This window comes from Streptomyces doebereineriae (genome assembly GCF_031845645.1).
Lineage (GTDB): Bacteria > Actinomycetota > Actinomycetes > Streptomycetales > Streptomycetaceae > Streptomyces > Streptomyces canus.
In genome coordinates, this window is sequence record NZ_JAVREZ010000015.1 from 15,608 (window position 1) to 39,961 (window position 24,354).

Here is a 24,354-nt window from a genome sequence, read left to right on the forward strand (position 1 = left end):
TCCGGCCCACGCTTCCGCTTCTGTCCTCCGATCCGAATCGCATCGGTCGTCAGCCGTACAGCCACTGCTCCCAGGCTTTGCGGCCGGTCAAGGCTGCGGTGGGGATGCCTAGTTCGGTCAGTGCGCGGGGTATACGCGTTCGTAGGCCGCGTTGTAGGCGCTGGCGAGGGCGGCGTCGCCGAGCAGCCACGGCGCGGGCGTGTGGTCGAGGTCGAGCACGGCGAAGGCGCCTTCGTAGCGGATGTGGCCGTGGAGGAGGCCGCGCTCGAGCAGGGTGTGCCAGCCGCGCCCGACTCTCTCGATTTCGGTCATGCCCTTGGCGGTGTCGATGACGGAAGCGACGTCGAACCGGCGGGGCGGGATGCGGGCATAGAGCTTCGCGATCAACCAGGGCAGGCCCAAGATCCGAAAGAGGTGGGTGCGATGAGCGCCGCCGGAGGAGACGTTGTAGAGCGGTCCAGCCGGTCCGTTGATGACTCCGAGGGAGATTTCGGGTTCCTCGGCGAGGTGGTGGCGGACGAACGCGGCGAGTTGCTCGGGCTCGGTGGTGAGTAGTTCGTGGGTAGCCCGGGGTATCCAGCTGGGGCCGCGCGAGGCCTCGGACCGGTCGAAGTCACCCCAGACCTCATCAACGGCCTGCACGATGGCGTCGGTCCGCACCCAGGCGGCGCTCTCGCTGAATGCCCAGGCGTGCTCCCGCTGGGGGTTATAGAGGTTGAAATACGGCGACTGCGGCGCATCGGCCTGAAGCTGGGTGGTGGCCGCGCGCACCCGATCGCTGATCTCGTGCTCGGGCCAGGTCTGCTGGAGTTCGGTGATGGCGGCGACGGTGGCCTCGAGCGCGGCACGGTCGGCATCGAAAGCGCGTAGGACATCCGCCCGACCGATGCCGGATACGTAACTCTCCGCGGCGGGGGCTTCCGGCCTTTCACCGTGCAAGGTCAGGGTGATCTGTGGCCGGTGCCGGCTGGTGGCCTCGAACGACTGCAGGGCTTGCCCGACGGCGTCGGGCGTGGCGCTCCACCCGCGCACAGAAAGACCGTCGTCGCGGTCCGCGGTCAGGGCGCCGTCGCTGTGCCACGTCGCTGCCCAGGTGCCGCCCGGCCGGTCGAGGTGCACGGGACGGCGCGCGAGGTCGGCTTCAAGTCGCTGAAGGTCGCCGCGGCGCCGGGCCCGGGCGAGCAGGCTCGGCGCGGGACGCAGCACACCCGCCAGGAGCGCTTCGTCGAGCGGATACTCTGCGCGCTCGCCGTGCCATTCGCGCAGGAGGTCTCGTGCCTGGGCGATGCGGTGGGCCGCCTGCTGGGCTGCGTCGCGAAGTTCGTCGCCGTCGAGGTGGCCCGCGACGGCGGCCGCCGCATGCTGGCCGGCCTCGGCCACCACCTGGTCCCACTGGTACAGCTCCTCGGTGGCCTGGTGCCACAGGTAGCCCTTGCGGACGGACGTGTCCGACTCCTGGGCCGCGGTGAGGGACCGTACGATCTGGGCGCGTTCGACGGGCGGCTGGCTGCGGGCGCGGCGAACGGCCAACTGCAGCAGGATCGAAGTGAGGCGGCGAGCGAGGTGCGTGGGCCGGGAGCGGCCGGTCTTCCTAATGCATGTCGTCGTGCGCGAAGCCGCGCATGTGGGGCATGTCCAGTCCAGTGCGTCCCAGCCGGCCGCCACGCATTCGTCCTCTCGTCGGCGATGTTGGGCGAACTCGCTCTCCGTTTGACCACGGAGCCTGCGCGCGGGGCGGGCAGATCACCGTGTTGCGGGGCGATCTCTATGGCTCTTCTGTTCCCAGAGCTTGCCGTGCGGCTTGCTGGAAGGCACGGTCTGGTGCGCGTTTTGCCTGCCACGCTTCCTTGAAGCGCTCGGCGTATTCGGGGAGTTGGCCGTGGCCTTCCCGCAGGGCCGCCGACAACCAGTCCAACCCGGCCATCTCCCAGTCGTACATCGCCACGCGCAGTTCCTCAGCCGCCTCCGCTGCGGCCACCGGGCCGGCCACAGCTACGGCTGCGACCGCGGTGCTGAACTGGACCCACGTCTCATGCGACTCGGCGGAGGAGGCCCTCCACTGCTCAGGCGTGGACTGCTCGTCCCAGACCAGGTCCGAAAAGCGCCACCATGACGCCGACAGCAGCTTCGTGCTCGCGATGAGCGCCCCATACGCCTCCCGTCGCGCATCTTCGCGCCGGTACGCCCGCTCAGCATGCAACTGCCGCTGCTGCTGACGCCCTTGACCAACGACCGAGACCCAGCCGCCGGCCACCGCTCCGAGCACGCCGATCGCCGCGCCCACTACACCCGCCACGCTCGCGTCCATCACCGCGCATTAGATACCGAGGCCGCAGCACAGGCCAGAGCGCCTATCGCCGGACAAGCCTGCACGTGGGCTCGGCCCTGCCCCTGCCCCTTCGTGTACGGCGGGAGGCGCAGGGGGCTGTCACTGTTCAGGGTGAGCCGGGTCCCGGCACGGGCTCAGCGTCCCGGCCTGCTGTTCGAACGGAAGTACTGTTAGGGCGTGGCGCAGAAGGACGAGACGACGTATGACTTCCCGAAGGACCTCATCGAGGCCCAGGGCGAGCTTGAGGAGGTTCGAGGCGAGCTGAAGATCCTTCTCAAGCGGCAGCCCTGGTCCGTCGAGCCGCTGGCCGCGTGGACGGCCCACGAGAACCACTGGCGCCCGTCTTCCCGCCCTGATTCCCCGGGCTGGGACCCTGAGGACCAGCAGCGGATCGGCACGTTGCGCACGCGCAAACTCGAGCTCGCTACTCTGATCGTCGGCCACCCATTCTGGAAAGAGATCGCCGCTGAGGAACGAGCGGATGCCCGCACCAAGCTCAAGCACCGCCGTCAGAAGCTGTGAACGAACTGCCACACTGACGGCATCTGTGGCCACCGAACAGTTCCGGTCGTTCAGGAGTCGCGAGGAAACGCGGTCGAACGGAGAGCCCTCACCGTCCGGTCTGGACTGGCGAGGTTTTGGTCCGCTCTGGTGACCATGGGGATGCGGGCGAACCCTCGGAAGGGCAGGCGGTCTGGTGTCCTTCGCGGCGAGAGGCCTCGATCCGGTCCGCGGAGTAGGTGATCGGCCATGCTCGGAACGATCGGGAGTGTAGACAGCGGACGGTTCGATGAACTGGTTGCTACCTCACTGGACCTGGTCGAAGTGGACGCTCGAGCCCAGTTCGGCATCGGTGACGCGGCGCTGGAGATAGAACCCCTTCGCAGCCACGGCGGGCACCAACCGATAGACGATGATGATCAGTTGAGCGTGGAGGCGTCGCTGCGACTGTTCGCCGACCGGCTCGGGCTCTCCTTCTATACCGTGCGTACGCAGCGGTGGGTGGCCGCCCAGTGGCCAGCCGAACACCGGCAGAAGGGCGTGTCGTACGAGGTGCACCGGATCCTGGCGTCCTGGCCGGAGCGGTTCGAGCTGATCAGGAACCCGCCGCTGAACGAGCGCACCGGCCTGAGGCAGTGGACCGGCGAGGCGGCGAAGAAGGCAGTGGGCTGGAAGACCGAGAACCCGGCCACCGCGCAGGAGAAGGTCGCCGCGGTCCATGAGCTGGTCCAGGGCGACGAAACTGTCGCCGCACAGGTGGCCTGCGACTTCCTGCGCCTGCCTGAGGTTGCCTTCCGCGCGATGCGCGATGCGCAGGCCAGGGAGATGGTCAACGAGGCCCAGTTCGAGCAGGCCGAGCTCCTGGACGAGGACGAGTTCGAGGAGGACTACGACAACACCTTCGGTGCCTACGAGGAGAGCGACCGGTTCGATGATCCGGTGAGGATGGTCCGCAGCTGGCACAAGGCGATGGAGTTCTCCGACCTGGTCGCCGTCTGTCAGGGCTTTATCGCCGGTGCCGCCCGGCTGGTGCCCAAACTCCGCGCGCACGATCTGACACAGCCCCAGGCCGAGACGATCGGGCGTCAGGTGGAGAAGATCCGCGCGACGGCCGATTGGATCGAATCAGCTGTGGCCACGGGCAAGTTCGACCTAGACGAACAACTCGCCCAACTCCTTCGGGACCAGTAGTGAAGCGGGCGGGATTGCCCGCCCACGTCCACGGCAGCGCAGTGCGCAAGGCCCTGCAAGAGGCTCGGCCGGCTGGGTTGTCGCTGGCGCAGCTGTGCCGGGCGACCAAGCGGACGCCGGCGCAGGTGTGGGCAGGGCTGCGGTACTTGAGGAGGGTCGCGGTGAAGGAAGGGCTTCCGCCCGTCACCTATGACCGTCGGGACGGCTTCCAGTTGTCGAACGCGAGTGAGGTCTGGATCGCGTACGAGCGGGCGGTGTTCCGCTCCGAGTTGCACCGGGTCACCAACTTCATCACCGGGATCGTCGCACCGCATTCCAAGAAGACGCCCGAGGACGAGTGGATCCGCCTGGTCCTCGAACAACTCGGCGGGGTCAAAGCCACGCTCGAAGTCCTCACCCGCATGGAACGTTGAGAGAGGCCAGATCAGATGCGGGAACCCTGCTATCCCACGGACATGACTGACGCGGAGTGGGAGCTCATCGAGCCGCTGCTTCCGCCGCCGGCCTGCACCCAGCCGAGCGGTGGGCGGCCCGAGAAGTACGACCGGCGCACCGTCATCGACGCAATCAGATACCTCGTCGACAACGGGATCAAGTGGAGGGCCCTTCCCACCGACTTCGGCATCCCGTGGCGCAGCCTCTACGCCTACTTCCAACGCTGGGCAGCAGCCGGGTTGGTTACACACATCCGCGACCAGCTCCACCAGCAGGTCCGCGTGCGCGAGAGCAAGAACCCGCGGACGGTGACGGTGATCCTCGACGCCCAGAGCGTCAAGGGTGCTGAAACTGTGGGGGCAGCAACGCGAGGCTACGACGCGGGCAAGAAGATCAATGGACGCAAGCGCCACCTCGCGGTTGATACCCGTGGTCTTCCCATGTTCGTCATGGTCACCACCGCTGGCATCAACGACGGTCCGCTTGGCCGTGACATGCTCCTCCGACTCCGCCTCGCCCACCCCGAAGTGACCCTGGCCTGGGCCGACTCGGCCTACCTACCGCTGGTGGACTGGGCCAACACCTTCCTCGGAATCACCCTCCAGACCGTGTCGAGACCACGAGGACAGAAGGGCTTCGTAGTGCTACCGAAGCGCTGGGTCGTCGAGAGGGCCATCAGCTGGATCATGAGAGCCCGCCGTAACGTCCGGGACTACGAGCGCCTTCCCCAACACAGCGAGGCCCACATCTCGTGGACCCTGATCACTCTGATGACGCGGCGGCTGACCAAGTCGCTGAGGAAGCAGTCGACCGCCCCACCTGCGGCGGCTCCAGAAATGCCTCGCCCGGTACGAATCCGCGCCAGCTCCGATGCGATCCGGCTGGCCCCGGCGCCATTGCGTTGAGTCAGCACGCTCGATTCAAGCGGTTGTCGTGGCCTCCGCTGTGAGAGCCCAGCGCTCGTGGTCCCTCCATGCGCCGTTGATGAACTGGAAGGCGGCCGAGTAGCCCTCGCGCTGGAACCCGAGCCGCTTGGCCAAGTTGAGGGAGGGGACGTTGTCAGGCTGAATATTCGCCTCCAGACGGTGCAGTTCCAACTTGCCGAAAGCGTGCTCGATGAGGAGCCGGAGCCCTTCTGTCATGTAACCGTGCCCTGCCGTGGAGGCATAAGCGGTGTATCCCAGGGTTCCGCTCTGGAGCGTGCCCCGGACGATGTTATTGATGTTGACTCCGCCGACGATTGCGCCGGTGCTGCGCAGGCAGATCACAAAGCCTTCGTGCGTGGGCTGCTCAAACCGCTCGAGGTAGGTGTGGAACGCTTCCTCCGTCTGCTCGCGGGCTCCTAGCCAGCGCTGCAGCATCTCGGCGCTGTCGTGCGCCAACGCCGTCAACTCTTCGTAGTCCTCGCGGAACACGTGGCGAAGAGCCACGCGTGGTCCTTGCAGGAGGTAATCGGTTATTGCCATCCGGGGATCCTACGCAGATGGCTCTGTACACCGGATCGCCCACGCAAGGGGGTTCGTTCACAGCCTCTCAGTCGACGGAGAAGGCCACCGCCTAGTCTTCTGAGTCGGCCTTGCGTAAAAGAAGGCTCACCCGGCGTCATCTTGAAGCGGTCGAGAGATCCGTTCAGCCGATGGTGAAGCGCTGGTTCTGGGCGCCTCGGTCACAGCGGCCCGTGCGGTAGTAGCCGTCGTCCTGCTGGTAGAGACAGCGGCCCGTGCCGACGCTTTGGAGCATGATGGCGCTGCGGGCGGCAGGCTGGACGGTGCGCCACTTCTGGTATGACCCGCCGTTACAGCGCAGGGGGTAGACGTCACCCCGGTCATTACTGTCGAGGCAGCGGCCCCAAGTGTAGTTCTTAAGAGTCGTGCTGGTGTTGAGGCGGCCGTTCCAATGCCACAGGATGCTGCCGCGTCCGCTGGTGCAGCGGTCGCCCTTGAGGCCGGTTTCGTCCGTCTCGCGCAGGCAGTCACCGTAGCGGTAGTTCGCGAAGCGGCCGGTGGAGGTAGCAGCCGAGGCGGGTGTGGGGGTGAGGAGGGGGAGGGCGAGGCCGGCTGCGGCGATGAGGGCGGCGAAGGCCTTCCGGGTCGGGCGGCGCACTGGGGTCTCCTTACAGTGATTTCAGAGGTACCTCGACAGGATCCTTGAACACCACCGCCTACGCCTGAAAAAGGGGGAAAACCACCACATCGAGCCACTCATGCCGACCGATCCGGTCCGCGGACAGCGCTGGGCCAATCACCGCGGCACGCTCGAGGCCACCGCGTGGAAGTACCGCACCAACTCGCCCTGGCGGGACCTCCCCGAGGAGCTCGGTCCGATCAACTGACCAACCCCTCAAAGAGACGCTCGAGACCTCGCTGTCCCTGACAGTCGTCGCATGACGGCGAGCCGGTGCGCGAGCGGGCTCTGGTACTACGCTCGGGCCCGCCACGACGATCGGGCCCAGGCGGAGTCACGCCGTGGAGAACGCGCACTTTCGCCGCCCCTATGCGTGTAGGAACGGCCTCAGACGCGCCCCCGGCTGTTACTGCGAGACGGGCGCCTCACCGGAGACGGTCACGCCTGCCTGGCGGAAGTCCTCCAGAGTCGATGCTGTGGTGTCCGGGGCGACGCCGACCGAGTAGTCCAGGAGCACGCGGGCGCGGAACCCGGCCTTGACGGCATCCAGCGCGGTCGCGCGCACGCAGTGGTCGGTGGCGATGCCCACCACGTCGACTTCTTCCACCTCCCGCGAACGAAGCCAGTCCGCCAGGGGTGTGCCGTGTTCGTCGGCGCCCTCGAAACCGCTCTTGGAGGCGCTGTGGGCTCCCTTGAAGAAGACGGCGTCCACCTTGCCCCCCGCGGCCGTGGGAGCGAAGTTCGGGTGGGCCTCGCCGCCCCCTTCCCCGACCACGCAGTGGACGGGGAAGCTTTCCTTGAAGTCGGGGTTCTCGGAGAAGTGGCTGCCCGGATCGATGTGGTGGTCCCGGGTGGCCACCACGTACTGATAGTCAGACCCGGCGCTGCGTTCCACCAGATCGGCGACAGCGGTCGCGATCCGCGCCCCGCCCTTAACCGGGACACTGCCTCCCTCACAAAAGTCGTTCTGCACATCCACGACAATCAACCCTCGGCCCACGACAACACACCTTTCAGAAAACGGATGAACAGGAAAAAGCGCCGCTCCGGAGAGCCCTGGGCTTCTGAGGGGTCGGCGCTGCGGAGCGGGGACGGCGGTTACGGGGCGGGGGTGTACGACACGACGCTGTCCTCGCAGGGACCATCGGCGAACACCTTCAGCGCCTCGAGTTCGGCAGTGTCGGCGGTCAGTTGCCAGCGCAGCTTGGTGGCGACCCACTCCCCCACGTACCGGCACTGCGCATCTGGTGCCGGCGGCATCCACTGGGCCGGGTCCTGGTCTGACTTCTGGCGGTTCGTACGGGCCGTCACCGCGACCAGCGACGCCGGCGCGCCCTGGTCGTTGGCGTAGGCCTCACGCCGGGCGGGCGTCCAGGCGGAGGCGCCCGAATCCCAGGCCTCGGCGAGGGGCACCATGTGGTCGATGTCCAGGGCGCCTGGGTCGGTGACCTCCTGGCCGTCGTAGTAGGAGAACCAGAGACCGCCGGTCAGCCGGCAGCCGGGGCCCACCTCCGGAGCCCTGACGGCCTCGGCCAGCAGGACCTCGTTACGGGTGCTGCACCCGTCGGTGGCGATGTCGCCGGCGTTCCAGTGCCGGAACGACGAGCGGGTGTAGCCGGAACGGTCCTCATCATCGAGGCGCACCCGGTCGATCGCGTCAGTGAGCGTCGTGACCTGCGCGGCCCGCGCTCTGGCAGGAGCCTGGGCGGCTTGTACGGGACCGGAAGCGATGAGCGGGACCACCGCAAGCGTCAGCACGCCGAAGCCCCGCAGAAAGTTCTTGAACACCCCCGCGTTCTACAGGCCAACCCACCCCCAGCAGACGCCCAACCGGCTCTCTCTCACCCTCACGGGCGGACACATTCACCGCAAAAACGATTCACGGGCGGGCTGCGTCGCACATCGAATGTGCAGGTCGCCAGCTCGATGCCTGTCCCAACATCCACCGCGACCTGAGGCGTGTGGCGGTGCGCGACAGCGTCGGTGCGTGCATGCGTTTGGTGGCTCGGCCTTAGGAAGCGCGGCGGGTTATCGGGTTCACACGGTGGCGTGCACCGGACGGCCGGCTGGCGCACTGCCCCGCTTGGGCGCGCGGTCACGCGGCCGTCTTCTTGCCTCGGCGCCCGGTGCGGGCGAGGGCGTCGATCAGCTGCTCGCGGCTCATCTTCGACCGGCCAGGAATGTCCTGGGCGGTTACCTGCTGATAGAGCTCCGCCTTGCTCAACTGCCGTAGCTCGCTCTTCCCGGCGCCGCGGCTGCGCGAGGACGACGCACGCGCCTGCTTCGGCGGCGCCTTTTTCGTCTTGCTCGCTGCTGTCTTCCGCGCCGGCGTGCGGGCCGCTGCCTTCTTCCGGGATGCCGCCGGCTTCTTGCCGCCCGCGGAGCGGGTCCGCTCCAGGCTGCCTTGCAGGGCCTCCATCAGGTCGACGACGTTGGTGGCCTGGGGCGCCTCTTCGGCGACGGCTACCTCCTGGCCCTCAGCCTTCGCCTGCACCAGCTCGCGCACCTTGTCCTGGTAGGTGTCGTGATACCGGGCCGGATTCCATGGGCCGCTGAGGGCGTCGACCAGCTGGAGAGCCATGTCCAGCTCCTTGCCCTTGCCGGCCCGGCCGGAGGGCAGCTCCGGCAGTTCCTTGCGCGGGTCACGGACCTCATCGGCCCAGTGGAGGGTCTGCAGGACCAGGACTTCCGCGCGGAGCGCGGTCAGGTACTGCTTGCCCCGCATGACGAAGGAGGCGATCCCCACCTTGTTGGCATCCGCGAGGGCGGCGCGCAGCAGGTCGTACACCTTGAGGTATTCCTTGCCGCGCGGCGCGAGGTAGTAGGTGCGGTCGAAGTAGACGGGCTCGATGGCGTCCAGGTCGACGAAGTCGCTGATGTCGATGGTCTGGGAGCGGCCGGGCGCGATCTCGTCGAGTTCGTCGGGCTCGACGATGACGTACTCCCCCTCGCCGACCTCGAAGCCCTTGATGATGTCGTCGCTGTCCACTTCGTCGCCGGTGCGTTCGTTGACGCGCCGGTTGCGGATGCGGTCCGAGGTGCCGCGCTGCAGCTGATGGAAGTGGACCGTGTGGTCCTCCGTTGCCGTGAACAGGCCGACCGGCACGCTGACCAGCCCGAACGTGATCACGCCTGTCCAGATCGCGCGTGCCATGACGCCCACTCCGTCCCATCCGCCCAGCGGGCGCACCCGGTGAAGGTGCGTGTGATCTCCACGCTGACACTGCTCGTTTCCCTGCGCGCGGCGGGTATGGCAGGCGGAGCACACCGCCAGGTCCGCATCCTTCACCCTGCGGCCAGCCGGACTGTTCATGCGCTCTGGCATCAGCGCCGACGCCTGTGCCAGGGCATTCACGTGGGGACTCCGGTCAGTGTTCCTGCCCGAAGAGGGGAATCTCGGAGGGTGCGAGATCAGTGCGCACGCGCAGGAGCCGGACCGGGTGCCTCCACCGCCCCGACGCGTCCAAGGCCACGTCGACGGCGACTTCCGCGACGATGACCGGTTCCACCAGCCGCACGTGGAGCTCCTGCCGTGAGCCCCACCCGGCTGAGAAGGTCCACCCGGTCCAGGGATGGCCGGGGCGGCCGGGCTGGAGCTCGTCGGCGAGGGCCTGGCGGGCGGCTGCGTTCAGCACGGTGGTGCGGCCGGTGTACTGAAGTCGGCCGGTTGCGTCGAAGCGTCCAAGGAAGGCTGTGGCCGGGGCGGCCAGGGTGCCGGTGACCGCGCCGATCAGGGCCTCGGTGCTGTGCCGGGAACGGTACTTCCGCCATCCTCTCCAGCCGGGCACGTAACTTTGATCAAGGCGTTTGAACACGAGGCCTTCCATGCCCACCGAGGACCACTGCAGCCATGCGGCGGCCTGCTGCGGATCGGTGGTGGACGGGCACAACGTCCATGGGGGTTGAAGCTGCTGGCTGGTGAAGAGCTTTTCCAGCGCCCTGCGGCGTTCTTGGTAGGGCTGACCGGTCCGGTCGGTGCCCAGGCGCAGCAGGTCGAAGGCGACGAAGTGGGCCGGCCATTGCGCGGCCGCCTGGGCGGCGGCTCCTGCTCTGCGGTGCCGCCGTTGCTGCAGCCGTTCGAAGGCGAGCTGGTCGTTCTCCCATACCACCAGTTCCCCGTCGAGTGCGATGTCGTCGGGCAAGTCGGCGGCTGCGGCAACAATCTCGGGAAACGCCCCGGTCAGGTCGCCTCCGGCGCGGGAGCGGATCAGTACCCGGCCGCCGGACCAGCGGCCCACCAGTGCCCGGTAGCCATCCCACTTCGGCTCTCCCGCCCACCCCGGCAGCAGCACAGGGTCGGGCGCAGAGGCGGCGAGCATCGGTTCCGGAAGCATCCACGTCACAGCCCCATGCCGTCACTCAGACCGCCCTTCCGCAATCCGAGTGACGGCGCACACGACCACAGGCCCGACCATGGCCTTGGGCACCCCGCCTATGGGGCCGACCACGGCAGGTCAGCGCGCCGGCGTGCCGTTGGTGGTGACGGGCCACCCGCCGCGGGGGTGCCTGGTGCCGGTGGTGCTTTTAGGCTGGGAGAGCTCGGGGCGTACTGGGAGGTCTGCCATGCCCCGAACGATCTGGTCCGGCGCGATCAGCTTCGGTCTCGTGAGCATCCCGATCCGCGTCGCGTCCGCGACCGAGAACCACTCGATCCAGTTCCACCAGTACCACCTGGAGGACATGGGCCGGGTACGGGTGCGGAAATTCTGCGAGCTTGAGGATCGCGAGATCGCCCAGTCGGAGATCGGCAAGGGCTATGAGTACGCCAAGAACCAGGTGGTGGCGATCTCGGATGCGGAGCTGCAAGAGCTGCCGCTGCCCACGGCGAAGGCGATTGAGATCCAGGCCTTCGTGCCCCTGGAGTCCATCGATCCGATCCGCATCGCGGAGGGTTACTACCTCGTGCCGGACGGGCAGGTGGCGGCGAAGCCGTACAAGCTGCTGCGCCAAGCACTGGGGAGGTCGTCGAAGGTGGCGATCGCCAAGTACGCCTGGAGCGGCCGGGAGCGTTTGGGACTGCTGCGGCTGCGCGACGATGCGATCGTGTTGCATGCGATGCGCTGGCCGGACGAAGTGCGCGATCCGGCCGCCGTCGACCCGCCGCACGAGACGGTGTCGGAAAAGGAGATCGAGCAGGCGCTCGCGCTCATCGACCGCATGACCCAGGACGACCTCGATGGCCCCGAGTTCACCGACACCTACACCGACGCCCTGGCAAAGATCATCGAGGCGAAGCGGGAAGAGAAGCCCCTTCCCCAAGCCCCGGAGCCCGAGCAGCCGGGCCGAGTCCTCGACCTCATGGCCGCACTCAACGAGTCCGTCCAGCAGGCCAAGGCCTCCCGCGGCGGGGACGCCGACGTCCACGAGATGCCGAAGAAGCAGCCGGCCAAGAAGACGGCAGCGAAGAAGACCACGAAGAAGCCGGCAGCGCGCCGATCACGCAGCGCCTGATCGGTTGCCGCGCACAGGGGTGCCGGGTCGGGCTTCCGCCCGGGGTCCACGACTGCATCCGTTGCGCTCGATGTTCGACCGTGTCCCGCTGCTTGTATTGCCTCGGCGTCGAAAGCGGGCGGGCGCGCCAGGACTCACGCGTACCCGCGAAGTGCCTTGTGGGCGCCGTAGGCCTCGATGAACCCCTGGACCGCCTCCAGATCAAAGCCGGAGCGCCATTTCGACTTGCTGCCGTCGAGGTAGCGCAGGTCGACCCAGGTGGAGACGGCACGCGACGAATCGGAACTGGCCACTTGCAGCTTCATGCTGGCCAGATCCTGGAAGACGACGATCGTCAGCGGCTTGCGTTCGCTGATGTACTCGACGGAGCCGTCCAGCGTAATCACCAGCAGCGGGTCTGGATCGTTCGACGTCCCGCGGAAGAAGCCGGACAGCGCGCCCCGCCTCTTGGTGAACACGCGCCACTGCGGCGGCACGGGACCTTGGCGCGCCTGCCACAGGATCGTTCGTGGATCCGTCATGGCACCTCGCACAGGTCATGGCCGGTCGGCTCCGGCCGTCTACTTTTCGACGAAGATGATCTCTTCGGGCTGGTGGGTCATCCTCACGGTGTTGCCGTTGGTGATCTCAATGGCGTGTTGCAGGCCGGTGATCTCCTTGGAGGTCGGCGGCATGTGGAACTTGTCGGCGCCTCCGCCCAGGTAGGCGGGGAGGCAGGCAAGGGAGGGGCTTGTGGGGTCGAGGTCCAGGTATTCCTTCAGTCGGCGGAACAACTTCGGGAGGATGACCGCTCCGTCGTCGGCCGTGAGCGAGGCCATTCCGGTGATCTTCACTCCGGACTGCGTGACGTCCTTGGCCCACACGCCCAGCGGCGGTGTGGAGAGGCGGGCCTGCTGGGCGGCGGTGGCGAGGACGTTGCGCAGGGAGACGGGAAAGCCGGTGTAGAAGGTCGGGTAGGCCAGGCCGAGCTCGAGCAGGTGGTGGTTGGCGGTCTTCTTCAGCAGGGCATCACTGACGTTGATCTCGTAGCCGCTGCACCCGGGCGGGGTGCCCCGGCCGACCAGGGCCACGCAGCGGCCGTAGACGTCGGAGCCTCGGGTGAGGATGAAGCCGGGCACGCTGGCGGGGGTGAGGGTGACGGTCTCGTCCGGCTTACGGACGATGCTGGTGAAGCCGAGGAACGTCAGCAGTTCGTCCGCGGCCTGGTGGGCGAGGTCGATCGGCTGGTGCTGGTCCGGTCCGTAGCTGCCCGCGTAGTGGGTCTCCAGCGCGTCGATGCCTTCGAGCCGGATGTTGGCGTGGCCGTCGGCGGCGGGCAGGATCGGTTTGCACCCGGGGACGAGCTTCCAGTCGGCCACGTTGTCCGGGATGAACGAGATGGTGTCGCCGTCCGGCTTGGCCTTCTCCGACACCTTGAACGAGCCCTTGATGAGCAGCATAGGCATGGCGACTCCCTTAACGAACATCACTCTGTGTGTTCGATGATGACACAGAGTGCTTGACTTGTCGCGTGCAGATCATCTCGCCCTGGACCCCGCCCCCACGCTCACCGGAGCCCCGGCAGGCAGGGAAGACCCCGGAAGGTGAGCGCGGATCCGGCGCCACCCGGGCGACACGTGGAGAACGCCACGCCACACATTCGAACAAGTTTTCGGTTTTCGGTTATGGTGGAGACCTGGAGGGACACGCGTCAGGGGAGGGGCGAACGAGAGGCAGGAGGTGCGCAGCAATGGATTTACTCATCTGCACGTCGCCTCCGGCTATTCAGCCCGCTACGGCGCATCGCTCCCCGGCGCTCTGGTCCAGCGCGCTGCCGAGCGCGGGATGACGACGCTCGCACTGACCGACCGGGATACCGTCGCGGGCACGGTCCGCTTCGCCACCGCCGCTGCGGCCGCCGGAATCCGCCCCGTTTTCGGCGTCGACGTCGCTGTCGCCCCGCTCAACTCGCCCGACCCTGCTGCCGGACGCCCGCGTACGCCCGCGCGCGGCGGCGCGCACGTGATCGAACCGCCGCTGCGGATCACCCTGCTCGCGCAAAACGCGGCCGGATGGGCACGGTTGTGCCGCCTGGTGTCCGCCGCACACGCCGTGGCCGACGGCACGGCGCCAGTCGTGTCGTGGGCGACCTTGCGCGCGTACGCCGATGACGATCTGGTGGTGCTGCTCGGCCCGGCCTCCGAGCCGGTGCGGGCCCTGTCCGCCGGCCGTCCGGACGTGGCCGAGCAGCTGCTGGTGCCATGGCGGGAGCTGGCCGGAGAGCGGCTGCGGCTGGAGGCCGTGCACCTGGGCCGGCAGGGCACCGGCGCGGGCTCGCTGCGGCTGGCCGCGCGCACTGTGGGCCTGGCCGACCAGCTCGGTGTGCCTGCGGTGCTGTCGAACGCGGTCCGCTACGCCGATCCCGACCAGCACCGGCTGGCCGACGTGCTCGACGCGGCCCGGCTGCTGCGGCCCGTCGACCGTCGGCACTTGGACGGCGGGCAGCGCTGGCTGAAGGGTGTCGATGTCATGGCGGCGGCCGCCGAGCGGATCGCCCAGGCCGTCGGTGACGACCCCGCGCGGACCGTCCGCCTGCTGGCCGAGACCGAGGCCACAGGCCAGTCCTGCACCCTCACGCCGGCCGATCTCGGGCTCGGACGTCCCCACTTCCCCGAACCGTCCGTCGTGGGCGCGGGTCCCGAGCGAGGTTCGGCCATGCGGCTGCTGAGGCAGCGGTGTGAGGCCGGGATGGCCGCCCGGGGACTAGACACGGACGAGCCTGCGATGCGGCAGCTCGACTACGAGCTGGAGGTGATCGGCCGGCTGGGCTTTGAGGGGTACTTCCTGGCCGTGGCCCAAGTCGTCGCGGACACCCGGGCGCTGGGGATCCGGGTCGCCGCGCGAGGCTCCGGCGCCGGCTCCATGGTCAACCACGCGCTGTTCGTCGCCACGGCCAACCCGCTCGAACACCGGCTCCTCTTCGAACGCTTCCTCTCAGAGCGCCGAACGTCGCTGCCGGACATCGACCTCGACGTGGAGTCCGAGCGGCGCCTGGAGGTGTACGACGCGATCATCGAACGGTTCGGGAAGGAGCGGACCGCGGTCACCGGCATGCCCGAGACCTACCGCGCCCGTCACGCCGTGCGCGACACCGGCCTTGCTCTCGGGATCCCGCCGCAGGTCATCGGCGATATCGCCAAGAGCTTCCCGCACATCCGGGCCCGGGACATCCGCGGCGCCCTGGCCGAGTTGCCGGAGCTGCGACAACTCGCCGCACAGGCAGAGAAGTTCGGGCCGCTGTGGGAGCTCGCCGAGGGCCTGGATGCGCTGCCGCGCGGCTACGCGATGCACCCGTGCGGGGTGATCCTGTCGAACGCGGCGCTGCTGGACCGGCTTCCGGTGCAGCCGACCCCGGCCGGCTACCCGATGGTCATGGCTGACAAGGAGGACGTCGAGGATCTCGGTCTTCTGAAGCTCGACGTGCTGGGCGTGCGCATGCAGTCTGCGATGGCGTACGCGGTCGCCGAGATCCGCCGCACGACCGGACGCGCGCTCGATCTGGACAATCCCGATCACGTCAGCCTGAATGACCAGCGGGCCTTCGAGATGATCCGCGCCTCGGACACCGTCGGCCTCTTCCAGCTCGAAAGTCCTGGTCAGCAGGATTTGGTGGGCCGTCTGCAGCCGCGGCACATGCAGGACGTCGTCGCGGATATCAGCCTCTTCAGGCCTGGCCCGGTCAGTGGCGGCATGCCGGCTCTCTTCATTGCGGCTCGCCACGGTGCGGCGCCGAGGTACGCGCACCCGGACTTGGAGCCGATCTTGTCCGATACATACGGCGTGGTGATCTGGCATGAGCAGATCATCGCCATCTTGTCCCGGATGACCGGCTGCGACCGGGCCGCCGGCGACGTCGCCCGCCGCGCCCTGGCCGACGTCGACCGGCTGCCGAGGGTCGAGGGCTGGTTCCGTCGTACGGCCGGGGAGCGCGGCTACGCCAAGGACGTGCTGGACGAGGTGTGGGAGACCGTGTCCTCTTTCGGCGCGTACGGCTTCTGCCGCGCGCACGCGGTGGCCTTCGCCGTCCCCGCTCTGCAGTCCGCGTATCTGAAGGCGCACTTCCCGGCGTACTTGTATGCGGGGCTGCTGGAGCACGATCCGGGGATGTGGCCGCGCCGGGTCATCGTCGCCGACGCCCGCCGCCACGGCGTGCCGGTGCTGCCCGTCGACGTCAACCATTCCCGCGGGCAGCACAGTGTGGAGCAGACCGGAAAGGGCTGGGGGGTGCGCCTGGCGTTCTCCACTATCAAGGGCATCAGTGAGGCGGAGACCGCGCGTCTGGTGGCCGGTCAGCCTTACACCGGCCTGCAGGATGTGTGGCTGCCGGCCCGCCCGTCCCTGCCGCTGGCGCAGCGTCTGATCCGCATCGGCGCCTTCGATGCCCTCTCCCCCGGCCTGACCCGGCGGGACCTGCTGCTGCAGGCCACCGAACTGCACCGGCAGTCCCGCAACCGCACCGCCACCGACGGGCAGCTGCCGCTGGGGGGCGAACTGGTGACCGCAGCCCCGAGCGGGCTGCCGGAGATGACCAGTCGCGACCAGCTCGGCGCCGAACTCGACACCCTCTCCATCGATGTGAGCCGGCATCTGATGGAGCACCACCACCGGCTGCTGCGCGAGCTCGGCGCGACCGACGCCGCCCACTTGCGCGCTCTGGTGCCCGGACAGAAGGTCCTGGTCGCCGGGGTACGGGCCTCCACACAGACGCCGCCGATCCCGTCCGGCAAGCGCGTCATCTTCTGCACCCTGGAGGACGGCTCCGGCCTGGTCGACATCGCCTTCTTCGAGGACTCCCACGAAAACGTCGCACACACCGTGTTCCACTCCGGACTGCTGCTCGTACGCGGCACCGTCACCGCCCGCGGCCCGCGCCGCACGGTCGTCGGCGAAATGGCCTGGGACCTGGACGAGGTGGCCGCCGCCCGCCGCGACCACGGCCCCCAGGCCGCCCTCGACCTCCTCGGCCGCACCGGCCCGGCCCCCACCCCCGCACAGCCGGCCCCACCCCAGCGCACGCTCGCCGACGGCACGGCCGGGGCCCGGCTCCACCCCTATGCCGATCTCCAGCCCGCCGGCACCCGCTCCGCGGACCTGAAACGGCTCGGGCACCGAAGCCAGGGAAGCGCAGGGTGATCATGAGCCGCAGCATCCTCCGTCTCTCCTTCGACCTGCCGCCCGATGCCGACGTCGAACTCCCGGAACGGCTGCGCCGCTTGCTGGAGGACTTCACGCCGCGCGTACAGATGCTCGAGGGCGGTGCCCTCCTCGACCTCACCGGGGCAACGCGCTGGTGGCAGCGCGATGCCCGCGGCATCACCGAACTCGTCCAGCTCCGCGCACTCGCCCTCTTCGGGGTGCGCAGCGCGGCGGGCGTGGCCGGCACCCCGATGCTCGCCACCATGGCCTGCGCCCTCACCCCCTTCGGGCGGCGCACCGTCATCGACGACTCCCCCGAAGCGATCTCAGCCTTCCTGCGGCCCCGGCCCGTACGGGAATTGCCCGGCGTCGGCGGGAAGACCGCGACGCTGCTGGGCGAGTACGGCCTGCACACCGTCGGCGACGTCGCCGACGTCCCCCAGCACACCCTGCAGCGCCTCCTTGGCGCCCGCGCTGGCCGCGCCCTCCACGAGCACGCCCACGGCCGCGACACCCAGGTCGTCGATCCCACCCCGGCTCCGGCGAGCCTCAGCACGGAACACCGCTTTGCCCGGGACGAACTCGACCCGGCCGCCCACCGGCGCACCCTCCTCGCCCTCGCCGACGACCTCGGTGCCCGCCTGCGCGCCACCGACCAGATCGCCACCGGCGTGACCTTGACGGTCCGCTACGCCGACGGCAGCGCCACCCGCCGCAGCCGCACCCTGCCCGAAGCCACCCAGCACACCCTCCTTCTGGCCCGGACCGCGTACGCGGTGTACGAATCCCTCGGGCTCCAGCGCGCCCGAGTGCGCTGCATCGCGCTGCGCGCCGACGCGCTTCGGCCCGCCGCCCGGGCCACCCGGCAGCTCACCCTCGATGCGGGGGACGACAAACCCTTCGCGATCGAAGCCGTCGCCGATCGCGCGCGGGCTCGATACGGGCACAACGTGATCTATCCCGCCGCTCTCGCGATCACCTCGTCGCCTTCCGCCCCTAAGAACGGCCAACGCCGATGAGGGCAGCTGCCCGGCTGCCGCGGCCCGCCGATGTACGGCAGGATGCCCGCGAGGCCAACGTGGCGCCGTCAGCCCGGAAGGCCGCCTACGCGGATGGGATCCAGGTGTACGACGTGGGCTGGGCCGGCTAGCCCGCTATGCCGCGCACGGCTGAATCCTGGCAACCTCGCCTCCCGGTAGCGGCCGAAGTGCGAGGGACCGAGGGCCGGTTCACGATGAGGGGATGAGTACTCCTTCGGAAGGCCGCCGCAACAAGGAACTGCGGCTGGCCGTCGCCATGCGGGGCGGGGTCAGTCTGGCCGTTTGGATGGGCGGAGCCTGCTGCGAACTGGCCCGCCTACGGGCTGCGGCTCCCAGCAGCCCCGGGGAGGGCGACCCCACCACCGCCGTCTACAGCGCCGTCCTCGAACAGTGCGAGTACGAGGACGTCGACATCGACGTCCTCGCCGGGACCAGCGCCGGCGGCCTCAACGGGGTGCTGCTCGCCTGCCACCTCGTCTACGGCATGCCCTTCGGCCCCGATGTACGCCGGCTGTGGCTGGAGCTCGGCGACCTCGAAGGGCTACTCAACCACTCGACCCCCTTACACACGCCGCCCAGCTCCCTGATGCGGGGCGACAAGGTGTTCTACGGCCAGCTGCGCGCCGCACTCGATGACCTCCTCGCACAGCCCCCCGACCCCGGCTGGCACCCCGCCCGCTCGCTGCGACTGATCCTCACCGCGACCCGGCTGCGCCCCCGCCGGGACTGGGTGCGGCCGAACCTCGGTCAGCTGCTGCTCGTGGGCCGTTCCCACGCCTACTTCCGCTTTCGCCACCGCCCAGGCCTGACCGACTTCCCCGCCGACCTACTGGCCCGGGAACTGGCCCTGGACCGGCTCGCATACGCCGCCCGGACGTCGTCGTCCTTCCCGGGCGCCTTCGAACCGGCCCGGATGTACGTGGGCAACGAACCGCCCCCGCCCGATGCCCCGCCCCGCGTGAACATGCGCGGGGTGAGCAGCGAGACCGGGTACCCGGACGACAACCTCGGCGGTTGCACCGAGATGATTGACGGCGGTCTGCTGGACAATATCCCTGTCGCCTGGGCTGTCCGCGCCGTCGGCGGAGCACCCGTCGAACGCCCTGCCGACCGGTGGCTGCTCTTCCTGCAGCCTGTCCCGCCCTTCCCGCCGAAGCCGGAGAGGGGCACCGACGAGCGCGTCACCCGGCTGGTGCGAACCGCCGCCGCCTCCTTCGCCGTGAAATCGGGTTCGGAGTCCCTGCGCGACGACGCCCTCGAACTGCGCGCCGCCGCAGCTGCCCAGCAGCCGGAGGCGGTTGCGGGGGTGCTGCCGCGCAGCCTGATCGGCCTGATCCAGGCCGGAACTTCGGGGCTGGGCTCGTACCTGCGGACCGTCGGTCTGGCGGAGGCCGGGCGGCTGGTGCGGTTGCTGGAGGACCCGGCGGAGGTGACCGGCCCCGACGCGCTGCCGCTGCCGTCCGGGCCGGGCCCGCTGAGGGCCCTGGACGAGAGTGCCGGGCCGGGGTCGGTGGAGCTTTTCACCCAGCTGCGCTTGGGCTACGGCACGCTGCTGCCCACCCCGCACGCCTCCCCGCTCGCCCTGGCCCGGGCCGTACGGCTGCTCCTGGACTGGGTCCGGGCCCGCGAGGGCAGCTCGGCGCCGCCTCCTGCGGCAACGTCCGCCGCCTGCCGCCGGAGGCTGCACACATACCGTTCCGCGGTCGCCACGCTGATCGCCGCCCGGGACCGGCTGCTGCTGCGCTGCTATGCGGACGCCCTCGCCGGCGGCGCGCTCCCCGAGAACGCCTGCTCCGCGCACCGGGACGCCACACGCCTGCTGCAGTTGCTGACACCCGCTCTCCCGGCCTGGGACGCGGCGCCGGAGGCCTGGCAGGACTGGTCGGCGCTGCTGGCCGCGGCCGTCGCCGGCCCCGGCGCGGACCTGGGCGTCCCCGGCGCCGACCCGGAGGCGCTCGAGAACCCGTACGCCCCGTGGTGGGACCACCTCGCCGCCCTCGGCTGCTCCATCGGCCTGAGTCTGGGCCCCGGCCCCGACGACGCCTACCTGGCCTTTCGTCAAGCCGCCACGGCACCGGCCGGAGCCGGCCCGGGCATGCCGGAGGCGCTCACCGCCGCCGAGGTGCTGACCGGGCCGCTGCGCCCGGACCCGCTCGCCGAGGCGAACGACCTGTCCTTCCACACCATCTCGGCCGCCAACGCCAGCTGGGCCACCCGCGAGGTGTTCGGGGCGGGCGCGCCGCTCACTCCCCAGGACCTCGTCGCTGCCAAGCTGAGCGGCAACCAGCTCAGCAACTTCGCCGCTTTCCTCAGCGCCCGCTGGCGGATCAGTGACTGGACCTGGGGCCGCCTCGACGCGGCCTCCTCCCTCATCTCCGTAGTCGCCACCGATGAGCGGCTCGCGGCCCGGTTCGGCGCGGCGGCAGACGACACCGCCCTGGGCGTGCAGGTGGCGGCCGCCATGCCACCCGGCTCGCCCTTCGCACTGCTGTGGGCCAACGACCTGGCCGAGAACCCCGACGTGCCTCGCTGGGACCGGGTGCGGGGCGTGCTCACTGCCGTGCGTCAGCGCGAGATCCTCGACGAGGAACTGCCGATGATCGCCCACCTGCAGGCCGAGAGCATCAACCTGCCCGCCCTTCCGCCTGACCCCTCACCCCTGCCCGACGAGGCCTTCGCCCAGGCCCTGGACGACTTCCGGGCCATCGGCGCGGAGAAAGTCTCCGAGCTGGTCAGGGCCCGCGATCCGCGCCGGGCCGCCCTGCGGGCCGGGCTCCTCGCCTGGCCCGCGATCCAGCCGTCCGGCAGAGGACGGGCCCGTGTCGCCCGGAATGCGCTGGCCTTGCTGAAGCCCCTGCTTGTCACCATGCCCCTGCTGTCCATCCTCGCACCGGCCACGGCCTTCGCGGCGGTGGCCCTGATGTGGACCGGGGCGGCCTTCGGCGCGGGCCGCTGGAGTTCCATGCCGGCCCACGTCCCCCTCTGCCTCTTCGCCACGGCTGCCCTCGTGGCCGCGGCGTGCCGGCTGCGTGGGCCAGCAGCCGTGCGGTGGCCCGTGCGGGTCGCCGCGTTCCTGGCGCCTGCCGCGGCCTTCGCGTTCGCCACCTGCCACGGCCTGCGCACCCCTGACCTCGGCACGCCCGCCCGCTCCGTGACCGTCGGCCTCGCCTACGCCCTGGCTGCGGCCCTACTGCTCCAGGTGGGGTCGGTCCGCCCCAAAGCCCTGGCGGCCTGCGCGGCGGGCGCGGGCGTGATCGCGGCGGCAGTCCAAGCCGTCGGTGGCGTGCTCGGCTCCTCCGCCGCCCTGGGCAGCTGGTGGGTGGCCCTGGTGCTCTACGGGGTCCTCGGCTGGATCACCACCGCGTTCCCCTGGCTGTACCCCCGAAGCGGCGCAGCCGACGCACCCCTCGCCTGACGGTGGGCGTGGGATGGGGCCCGGCCCAGTGCGTCCGACTCGGACGGAGGGCTGTCACCATCGGCCGCTATGACCTTTCTCGGGGAGCCGGACCACTTCATAGGGTCAGGGACGCGCAGGTCCCGATATCCGTCCTGAATCTTCAGCGCTCCTTGCTCGAAGTCCTCATCCGGCGCGGTCTCCTCAGGGCAGAGGCAGCTGACCGAGCGGCCGACCGTGGTCGGCCTGTGCCTCCAGTAGAGCGGCCACGTCCGGCCCCCTCGTGAAGACGGGGCCTGCCCAGCCCTCTGGAACGGGCGCAGGTTCAAGACGCACCTGGGTGCCATGGGCGCTGGCGGCGGCGAGGAGAGCCTGCAGCACGTTCAGTCCCTCCAGATCGAGGGCGCCAAGGCGCGCCTGCCAGGTCTTCGTGGTGTCGTGGAACGATGCGATCGTGCGGAGCCGGTTCAGCTGCGCTTTCCATTGCGGATCGGCGGCTGACGCCGCCCAGATGGTGACCTGTAACACCCATGCTTGGTCAGGGGAGTTCGGCGAACTGGTCATGCCCTGACGGTAGATGCTGCCACTGACAGAGCCCCGGTCGGGTGAATCCGCGCTCGGCGCACAACCTCCGCCGTTCCGAGCACGTACTGACAGATATGGACCCGATCCGAGAAGCTCACCTGTCCGAACCGGGCCTGCTCGTCATCGACGTGGCAGGTCTCGACGATGCCACCGTTCTCGCCTTCCATGCGGCGATCGCCCGCATCTGGGCAACGACGGCCGCCGAGCCCACCACCCGGGATGCCGGACAGCCAGGTGTGCGGCTGCGGATGTACGCCGACCTGCGCCAGGTGTCCGAGGAAGGCTTCTCACCGGGGCGGGCGCGCGGGAGCGGAGAGTGAGGCTGGCTCCGTCGCTACGGGGGAAAGCGACGGAGCCAGCCTGCGTCCACGGTGCCACACCCGCCTCCACCGCGCTCGTTATCGGCGCGAACTCGCCTGAACCGCGGCGCGCAAGGGCCGGCAGGTGTCACGCGGGGTGTTCGTCGAGGAGCTGGGGCCCGTTGTTGCGGACGTTGTTGACGGCGGTGGAGACGGGCCGGGCCTTCAGGTGGCCTTCGGCCGGCTGGTCGAGCAGCGCCCGCAGCTCGTCAGGGTCCTGGTGGGTGGGGTCGAGCCAGGCGTCGTAGTGGTCGGGGGTGAGGGCGAGCGGCATGCGGGGGTGCACCCGGCCGGCCACGTCGGTGGCTTCGGTGGTGATGATGGTGCAGGTCATCAGCCAGGCGGCTGGGTCGTCGTCCTGCTTCACGGCCGGGTCGCGCCAGTACTCGTACAGACCGGCCAGGGCCATCACTTGCTCGTCCTGGGGGTGGATGAAGTACGGCTGCTTGCGGGGCTTGCCGGTGGCCGGGTCCTTGATCTGTTCCCACTCGTAGAAGCCGTCGGCGGGCAACAGGCAGCGGCGCCGCGCGAAGGCGCGGCGGTAGGCGGGCTTTTCGTGCACCGTCTCGACCCGCGCGTTGATCATCCGGGCGCCGATCTTCACGTCCTTCGCCCACGACGGGACCAGGCCCCAGCGCAGCGGCCGCAGTTCCCGCTGCACTGCCGCAATGTCGTCCTTGTCGCGGGGAGCGCGCTCGAGGACTGCCCACACGTCGTTGGTTGGGGCGACGTTCCAGTTCGGCGCGAGCGTCTCCTTCGCGGGGACGTCGGGCACCTGGAAGAGCGGCGCCAACTCCTGCGGGCTACGAGTGGATGCGTATCGACCACACATACCGCCACTCTCGCACCCCCGCAGGGCTGGGCAACCGTGCGACCCGGGTCTACAGCACGCGCAGGACGCCGACGACTTTGCCGAGGATGCGTACGTCGTCGCCGGGGATGGGTTCGAAGGACGGGTTGCGCGGCATCAGCCACACCTGCTCGTTCTGCCGCCTCAACACTTTCACCGTGGCCTCGTCGTCCAGGAGCGCGGCGACGATGTCGCCGTGGTCGGCGCTGTCTTGCCGCCGTACGGTCACGACATCGCCGTCACAGATCGCCGCGTCGATCATGGAGTCGCCGGACACTGTCAGGGCGAACAGGTCACCCTCGCCCACGACCTGCCGGGGCAGCGAGTAGACGTCCTCGACCATCTCCTCGGCCAGCAGGGGCGCCCCGGCCGCGATCCGGCCGACGAGCGGCACGTCGACAGGGACCACGCCCCGGCTTCCCAGGTCCGGTGCCCACGACGGTCGCACGCGGTAGGCGCGGGGGGTGTGTGGGTCGCGGTAAAGGACGCCCTTGCCCTCGAGGGCCGTCAGTTGGTAGGCGACCGAGGATGTACTGGCGAGCTCCACGGCATGGCCGATCTCCCGCATCGACGGCGGGTAGCCCTGCCGCAGAACCGCCTCGGTGATGCAGCGGACGATCGCTGCCTGCCGGTCCGTCAGCTCCCCCTCGGCCGTCCGGATGCCCGGGGGCCGGCCTCGCCGTGCAGGGTTCTCCATCCGGGGCGCCTCCGTACAAGATCTCTCAGAACGCGACGATAACCCGTCACCCTGCATAAATGGAACACTGTTTCGACTGCCCTGATGCGCAGAGGCGTGTTCGGAGAGTGTGGGGCCTCGCGCGGTCGCGCCGGGAGGCGAGCGGCGGGTCGGGAAACGGATGCGGGCCCCGACCGGTTGACTCCGTCGGGGCCCACGCCAGAGGCAGGCGGATCAGGCGATG

The 24,354-nt window shown here is 69.5% G+C and carries 23 protein-coding genes and 1 pseudogene; 11 read left to right on the top strand and 13 right to left on the bottom strand.

All coding sequences use genetic code 11. From position 1 onward, the window contains the following. Positions 1 to 117: 117 nt before the first annotated feature. Positions 118 to 1,665 carry a hypothetical protein gene (locus tag RNB18_RS34560; protein ID WP_311718031.1) on the bottom strand — a complete coding sequence of 516 codons (1,548 nt, stop codon included), beginning with the start codon at positions 1,663 to 1,665 and terminating at the stop codon, positions 118 to 120. A gap of 100 nt (positions 1,666 to 1,765) precedes the next feature. Continuing rightward, a complete protein-coding gene (locus tag RNB18_RS34565; RefSeq protein ID WP_311718032.1) occupies positions 1,766 to 2,308 on the bottom strand; it encodes a hypothetical protein in 543 nt (180 codons plus the stop codon). Between the two features lie 198 nt (positions 2,309 to 2,506). On the opposite strand from RNB18_RS34565, the gene RNB18_RS34570 reads away from it, so the two are divergent. From RNB18_RS34570 to RNB18_RS34585, 4 genes are all read left to right on the top strand, one after another. Continuing rightward, positions 2,507 to 2,851 carry a hypothetical protein gene (locus tag RNB18_RS34570; RefSeq protein ID WP_311718033.1) on the top strand — a complete coding sequence of 115 codons (345 nt, stop codon included), beginning with the start codon at positions 2,507 to 2,509 and terminating at the stop codon, positions 2,849 to 2,851. A gap of 228 nt (positions 2,852 to 3,079) precedes the next feature. Continuing rightward, on the top strand, positions 3,080 to 4,021 hold the full coding sequence (locus tag RNB18_RS34575) for a DUF6192 family protein (RefSeq protein ID WP_311718034.1): 942 nt from the start codon (positions 3,080 to 3,082) through the stop codon (positions 4,019 to 4,021). 161 nt (positions 4,022 to 4,182) lie between these two features. Beyond that, positions 4,183 to 4,434, top strand: coding sequence for a hypothetical protein (locus tag RNB18_RS34580; RefSeq protein ID WP_311718035.1), 252 nt, complete (start codon positions 4,183 to 4,185; stop codon positions 4,432 to 4,434). Between the two features lie 42 nt (positions 4,435 to 4,476). Further along, positions 4,477 to 5,361, top strand: a complete 885-nt coding sequence (locus tag RNB18_RS34585; protein WP_311718036.1) for an IS5 family transposase — start codon at positions 4,477 to 4,479, stop codon at positions 5,359 to 5,361. Positions 5,362 to 5,376: 15 nt separating this feature from the next. Here RNB18_RS34585 and RNB18_RS34590 read toward each other — a convergent pair whose 3' ends face one another. Further along, positions 5,377 to 5,922 carry a GNAT family N-acetyltransferase gene (locus RNB18_RS34590; protein WP_311718037.1) on the bottom strand — a complete coding sequence of 182 codons (546 nt, stop codon included), beginning with the start codon at positions 5,920 to 5,922 and terminating at the stop codon, positions 5,377 to 5,379. A gap of 163 nt (positions 5,923 to 6,085) precedes the next feature. Next, positions 6,086 to 6,559, bottom strand: coding sequence for an RICIN domain-containing protein (locus tag RNB18_RS34595; protein ID WP_311718038.1), 474 nt, complete (start codon positions 6,557 to 6,559; stop codon positions 6,086 to 6,088). A gap of 64 nt (positions 6,560 to 6,623) precedes the next feature. Between RNB18_RS34595 and RNB18_RS34600 the strand changes: the two are divergent. Further along, positions 6,624 to 6,776 (top strand): annotated as a pseudogene (locus RNB18_RS34600) (transposase); the annotation flags it as partial. A 210-nt stretch (positions 6,777 to 6,986) separates the two neighbouring features. Here the strand turns inward: RNB18_RS34600 and RNB18_RS34605 are convergent. The 4 genes from RNB18_RS34605 to RNB18_RS34620 all read right to left on the bottom strand — a co-directional run bounded on the left by RNB18_RS34605 (position 6,987) and on the right by RNB18_RS34620 (position 10,914). Continuing rightward, positions 6,987 to 7,580: an isochorismatase family protein gene (locus RNB18_RS34605; RefSeq protein ID WP_311718039.1), complete on the bottom strand. Its 594-nt coding sequence runs from the start codon at positions 7,578 to 7,580 to the stop codon at positions 6,987 to 6,989. A gap of 98 nt (positions 7,581 to 7,678) precedes the next feature. Beyond that, a complete protein-coding gene (locus RNB18_RS34610) occupies positions 7,679 to 8,368 on the bottom strand; it encodes an HNH endonuclease family protein (RefSeq protein ID WP_311718040.1) in 690 nt (229 codons plus the stop codon). A gap of 307 nt (positions 8,369 to 8,675) precedes the next feature. Next, a complete protein-coding gene (ku, locus tag RNB18_RS34615) occupies positions 8,676 to 9,734 on the bottom strand; it encodes a non-homologous end joining protein Ku (RefSeq protein WP_311718041.1) in 1,059 nt (352 codons plus the stop codon). A 214-nt stretch (positions 9,735 to 9,948) separates the two neighbouring features. Next, positions 9,949 to 10,914, bottom strand: a complete 966-nt coding sequence (locus RNB18_RS34620; RefSeq protein WP_311718042.1) for an ATP-dependent DNA ligase — start codon at positions 10,912 to 10,914, stop codon at positions 9,949 to 9,951. A 229-nt stretch (positions 10,915 to 11,143) separates the two neighbouring features. Between RNB18_RS34620 and ku (RNB18_RS34625) the strand changes: the two genes are divergently transcribed. Continuing rightward, entirely contained in the window at positions 11,144 to 12,031 is an 888-nt protein-coding gene (ku, locus tag RNB18_RS34625) for a non-homologous end joining protein Ku (protein WP_311718244.1), read from the top strand. A gap of 134 nt (positions 12,032 to 12,165) precedes the next feature. Here the strand turns inward: ku (RNB18_RS34625) and RNB18_RS34630 are convergent, their stop codons facing one another. Beyond that, on the bottom strand, positions 12,166 to 12,552 hold the full coding sequence (locus RNB18_RS34630) for a hypothetical protein (RefSeq protein WP_311718043.1): 387 nt from the start codon (positions 12,550 to 12,552) through the stop codon (positions 12,166 to 12,168). Positions 12,553 to 12,591: 39 nt separating this feature from the next. Continuing rightward, complete coding sequence (locus tag RNB18_RS34635; protein ID WP_311718044.1) at positions 12,592 to 13,476, bottom strand: thermonuclease family protein; 885 nt, start codon at positions 13,474 to 13,476, stop codon at positions 12,592 to 12,594. A gap of 274 nt (positions 13,477 to 13,750) precedes the next feature. Between RNB18_RS34635 and RNB18_RS34640 the strand changes: the two genes are divergently transcribed. The 4 genes from RNB18_RS34640 (at position 13,751) to RNB18_RS34655 (ending at position 21,661) form a co-directional block, all read left to right on the top strand. Beyond that, positions 13,751 to 17,203 (top strand): DNA polymerase III subunit alpha, encoded by a 3,453-nt coding sequence (locus tag RNB18_RS34640; protein ID WP_311718045.1) that lies wholly within the window; start codon positions 13,751 to 13,753, stop codon positions 17,201 to 17,203. Between the two features lie 2 nt (positions 17,204 to 17,205). After that, positions 17,206 to 18,225 carry a DNA polymerase Y family protein gene (locus tag RNB18_RS34645; protein WP_311718046.1) on the top strand — a complete coding sequence of 340 codons (1,020 nt, stop codon included), beginning with the start codon at positions 17,206 to 17,208 and terminating at the stop codon, positions 18,223 to 18,225. After that, positions 18,222 to 18,356: a hypothetical protein gene (locus RNB18_RS34650; protein ID WP_311718047.1), complete on the top strand. Its 135-nt coding sequence runs from the start codon at positions 18,222 to 18,224 to the stop codon at positions 18,354 to 18,356. The genes RNB18_RS34645 and RNB18_RS34650 overlap by 4 nt, the downstream gene beginning before the upstream one ends. A gap of 92 nt (positions 18,357 to 18,448) precedes the next feature. After that, entirely contained in the window at positions 18,449 to 21,661 is a 3,213-nt protein-coding gene (locus tag RNB18_RS34655; RefSeq protein WP_311718048.1) for a DUF3376 domain-containing protein, read from the top strand. A 183-nt stretch (positions 21,662 to 21,844) separates the two neighbouring features. Here the strand turns inward: RNB18_RS34655 and RNB18_RS34660 are convergent, their stop codons facing one another. Next, positions 21,845 to 22,204, bottom strand: coding sequence for a hypothetical protein (locus RNB18_RS34660; RefSeq protein WP_311718049.1), 360 nt, complete (start codon positions 22,202 to 22,204; stop codon positions 21,845 to 21,847). Positions 22,205 to 22,299: 95 nt separating this feature from the next. Here RNB18_RS34660 and RNB18_RS34665 point away from each other — a divergent pair, with 95 nt between their 5' ends. Beyond that, positions 22,300 to 22,545, top strand: a complete 246-nt coding sequence (locus tag RNB18_RS34665; RefSeq protein ID WP_311718050.1) for a DUF6207 family protein — start codon at positions 22,300 to 22,302, stop codon at positions 22,543 to 22,545. A gap of 127 nt (positions 22,546 to 22,672) precedes the next feature. On the opposite strand, the gene RNB18_RS34670 is transcribed toward RNB18_RS34665, so the two are convergent. Both RNB18_RS34670 and lexA read right to left on the bottom strand, forming a co-directional pair. Next, positions 22,673 to 23,416, bottom strand: coding sequence for an SOS response-associated peptidase (locus tag RNB18_RS34670; protein ID WP_311718051.1), 744 nt, complete (start codon positions 23,414 to 23,416; stop codon positions 22,673 to 22,675). 49 nt (positions 23,417 to 23,465) lie between these two features. Continuing rightward, the gene (lexA, locus tag RNB18_RS34675; protein ID WP_394817719.1) at positions 23,466 to 24,188 is read right to left on the bottom strand and encodes a transcriptional repressor LexA; all 723 of its coding nucleotides are present in this window, start codon (positions 24,186 to 24,188) and stop codon (positions 23,466 to 23,468) included. Positions 24,189 to 24,354: the final 166 nt, after the last annotated feature.

Bases quoted from the DNA above. Each gene is read 5' to 3' on its own strand.
- RNB18_RS34665 (WP_311718050.1), top strand. From the start codon at position 22,300: ATGGACCCGATCCGAGAAGCTCACCTGTCCGAACCGGGCCTGCTCGTC.
- ku (WP_311718041.1), bottom strand. From the start codon at position 9,734: ATGGCACGCGCGATCTGGACAGGCGTGATCACGTTCGGGCTGGTCAGC.
- RNB18_RS34630 (WP_311718043.1), bottom strand. From the start codon at position 12,552: ATGACGGATCCACGAACGATCCTGTGGCAGGCGCGCCAAGGTCCCGTG.
- RNB18_RS34645 (WP_311718046.1), top strand. From the start codon at position 17,206: ATGAGCCGCAGCATCCTCCGTCTCTCCTTCGACCTGCCGCCCGATGCC.
- RNB18_RS34590 (WP_311718037.1), bottom strand. From the start codon at position 5,922: ATGGCAATAACCGATTACCTCCTGCAAGGACCACGCGTGGCTCTTCGC.
- RNB18_RS34655 (WP_311718048.1), top strand. From the start codon at position 18,449: ATGAGTACTCCTTCGGAAGGCCGCCGCAACAAGGAACTGCGGCTGGCC.
- RNB18_RS34620 (WP_311718042.1), bottom strand. From the start codon at position 10,914: ATGCTTCCGGAACCGATGCTCGCCGCCTCTGCGCCCGACCCTGTGCTG.
- RNB18_RS34585 (WP_311718036.1), top strand. From the start codon at position 4,477: ATGACTGACGCGGAGTGGGAGCTCATCGAGCCGCTGCTTCCGCCGCCG.
- RNB18_RS34635 (WP_311718044.1), bottom strand. From the start codon at position 13,476: ATGCCTATGCTGCTCATCAAGGGCTCGTTCAAGGTGTCGGAGAAGGCC.
- RNB18_RS34650 (WP_311718047.1), top strand. From the start codon at position 18,222: ATGAGGGCAGCTGCCCGGCTGCCGCGGCCCGCCGATGTACGGCAGGAT.
- ku (WP_311718244.1), top strand. From the start codon at position 11,144: ATGCCCCGAACGATCTGGTCCGGCGCGATCAGCTTCGGTCTCGTGAGC.
- RNB18_RS34660 (WP_311718049.1), bottom strand. From the start codon at position 22,204: ATGACCAGTTCGCCGAACTCCCCTGACCAAGCATGGGTGTTACAGGTC.
- RNB18_RS34565 (WP_311718032.1), bottom strand. From the start codon at position 2,308: ATGGACGCGAGCGTGGCGGGTGTAGTGGGCGCGGCGATCGGCGTGCTC.
- lexA (WP_394817719.1), bottom strand. From the start codon at position 24,188: ATGCAGGGTGACGGGTTATCGTCGCGTTCTGAGAGATCTTGTACGGAG.
- RNB18_RS34575 (WP_311718034.1), top strand. From the start codon at position 3,080: ATGCTCGGAACGATCGGGAGTGTAGACAGCGGACGGTTCGATGAACTG.
- RNB18_RS34670 (WP_311718051.1), bottom strand. From the start codon at position 23,416: ATGTGTGGTCGATACGCATCCACTCGTAGCCCGCAGGAGTTGGCGCCG.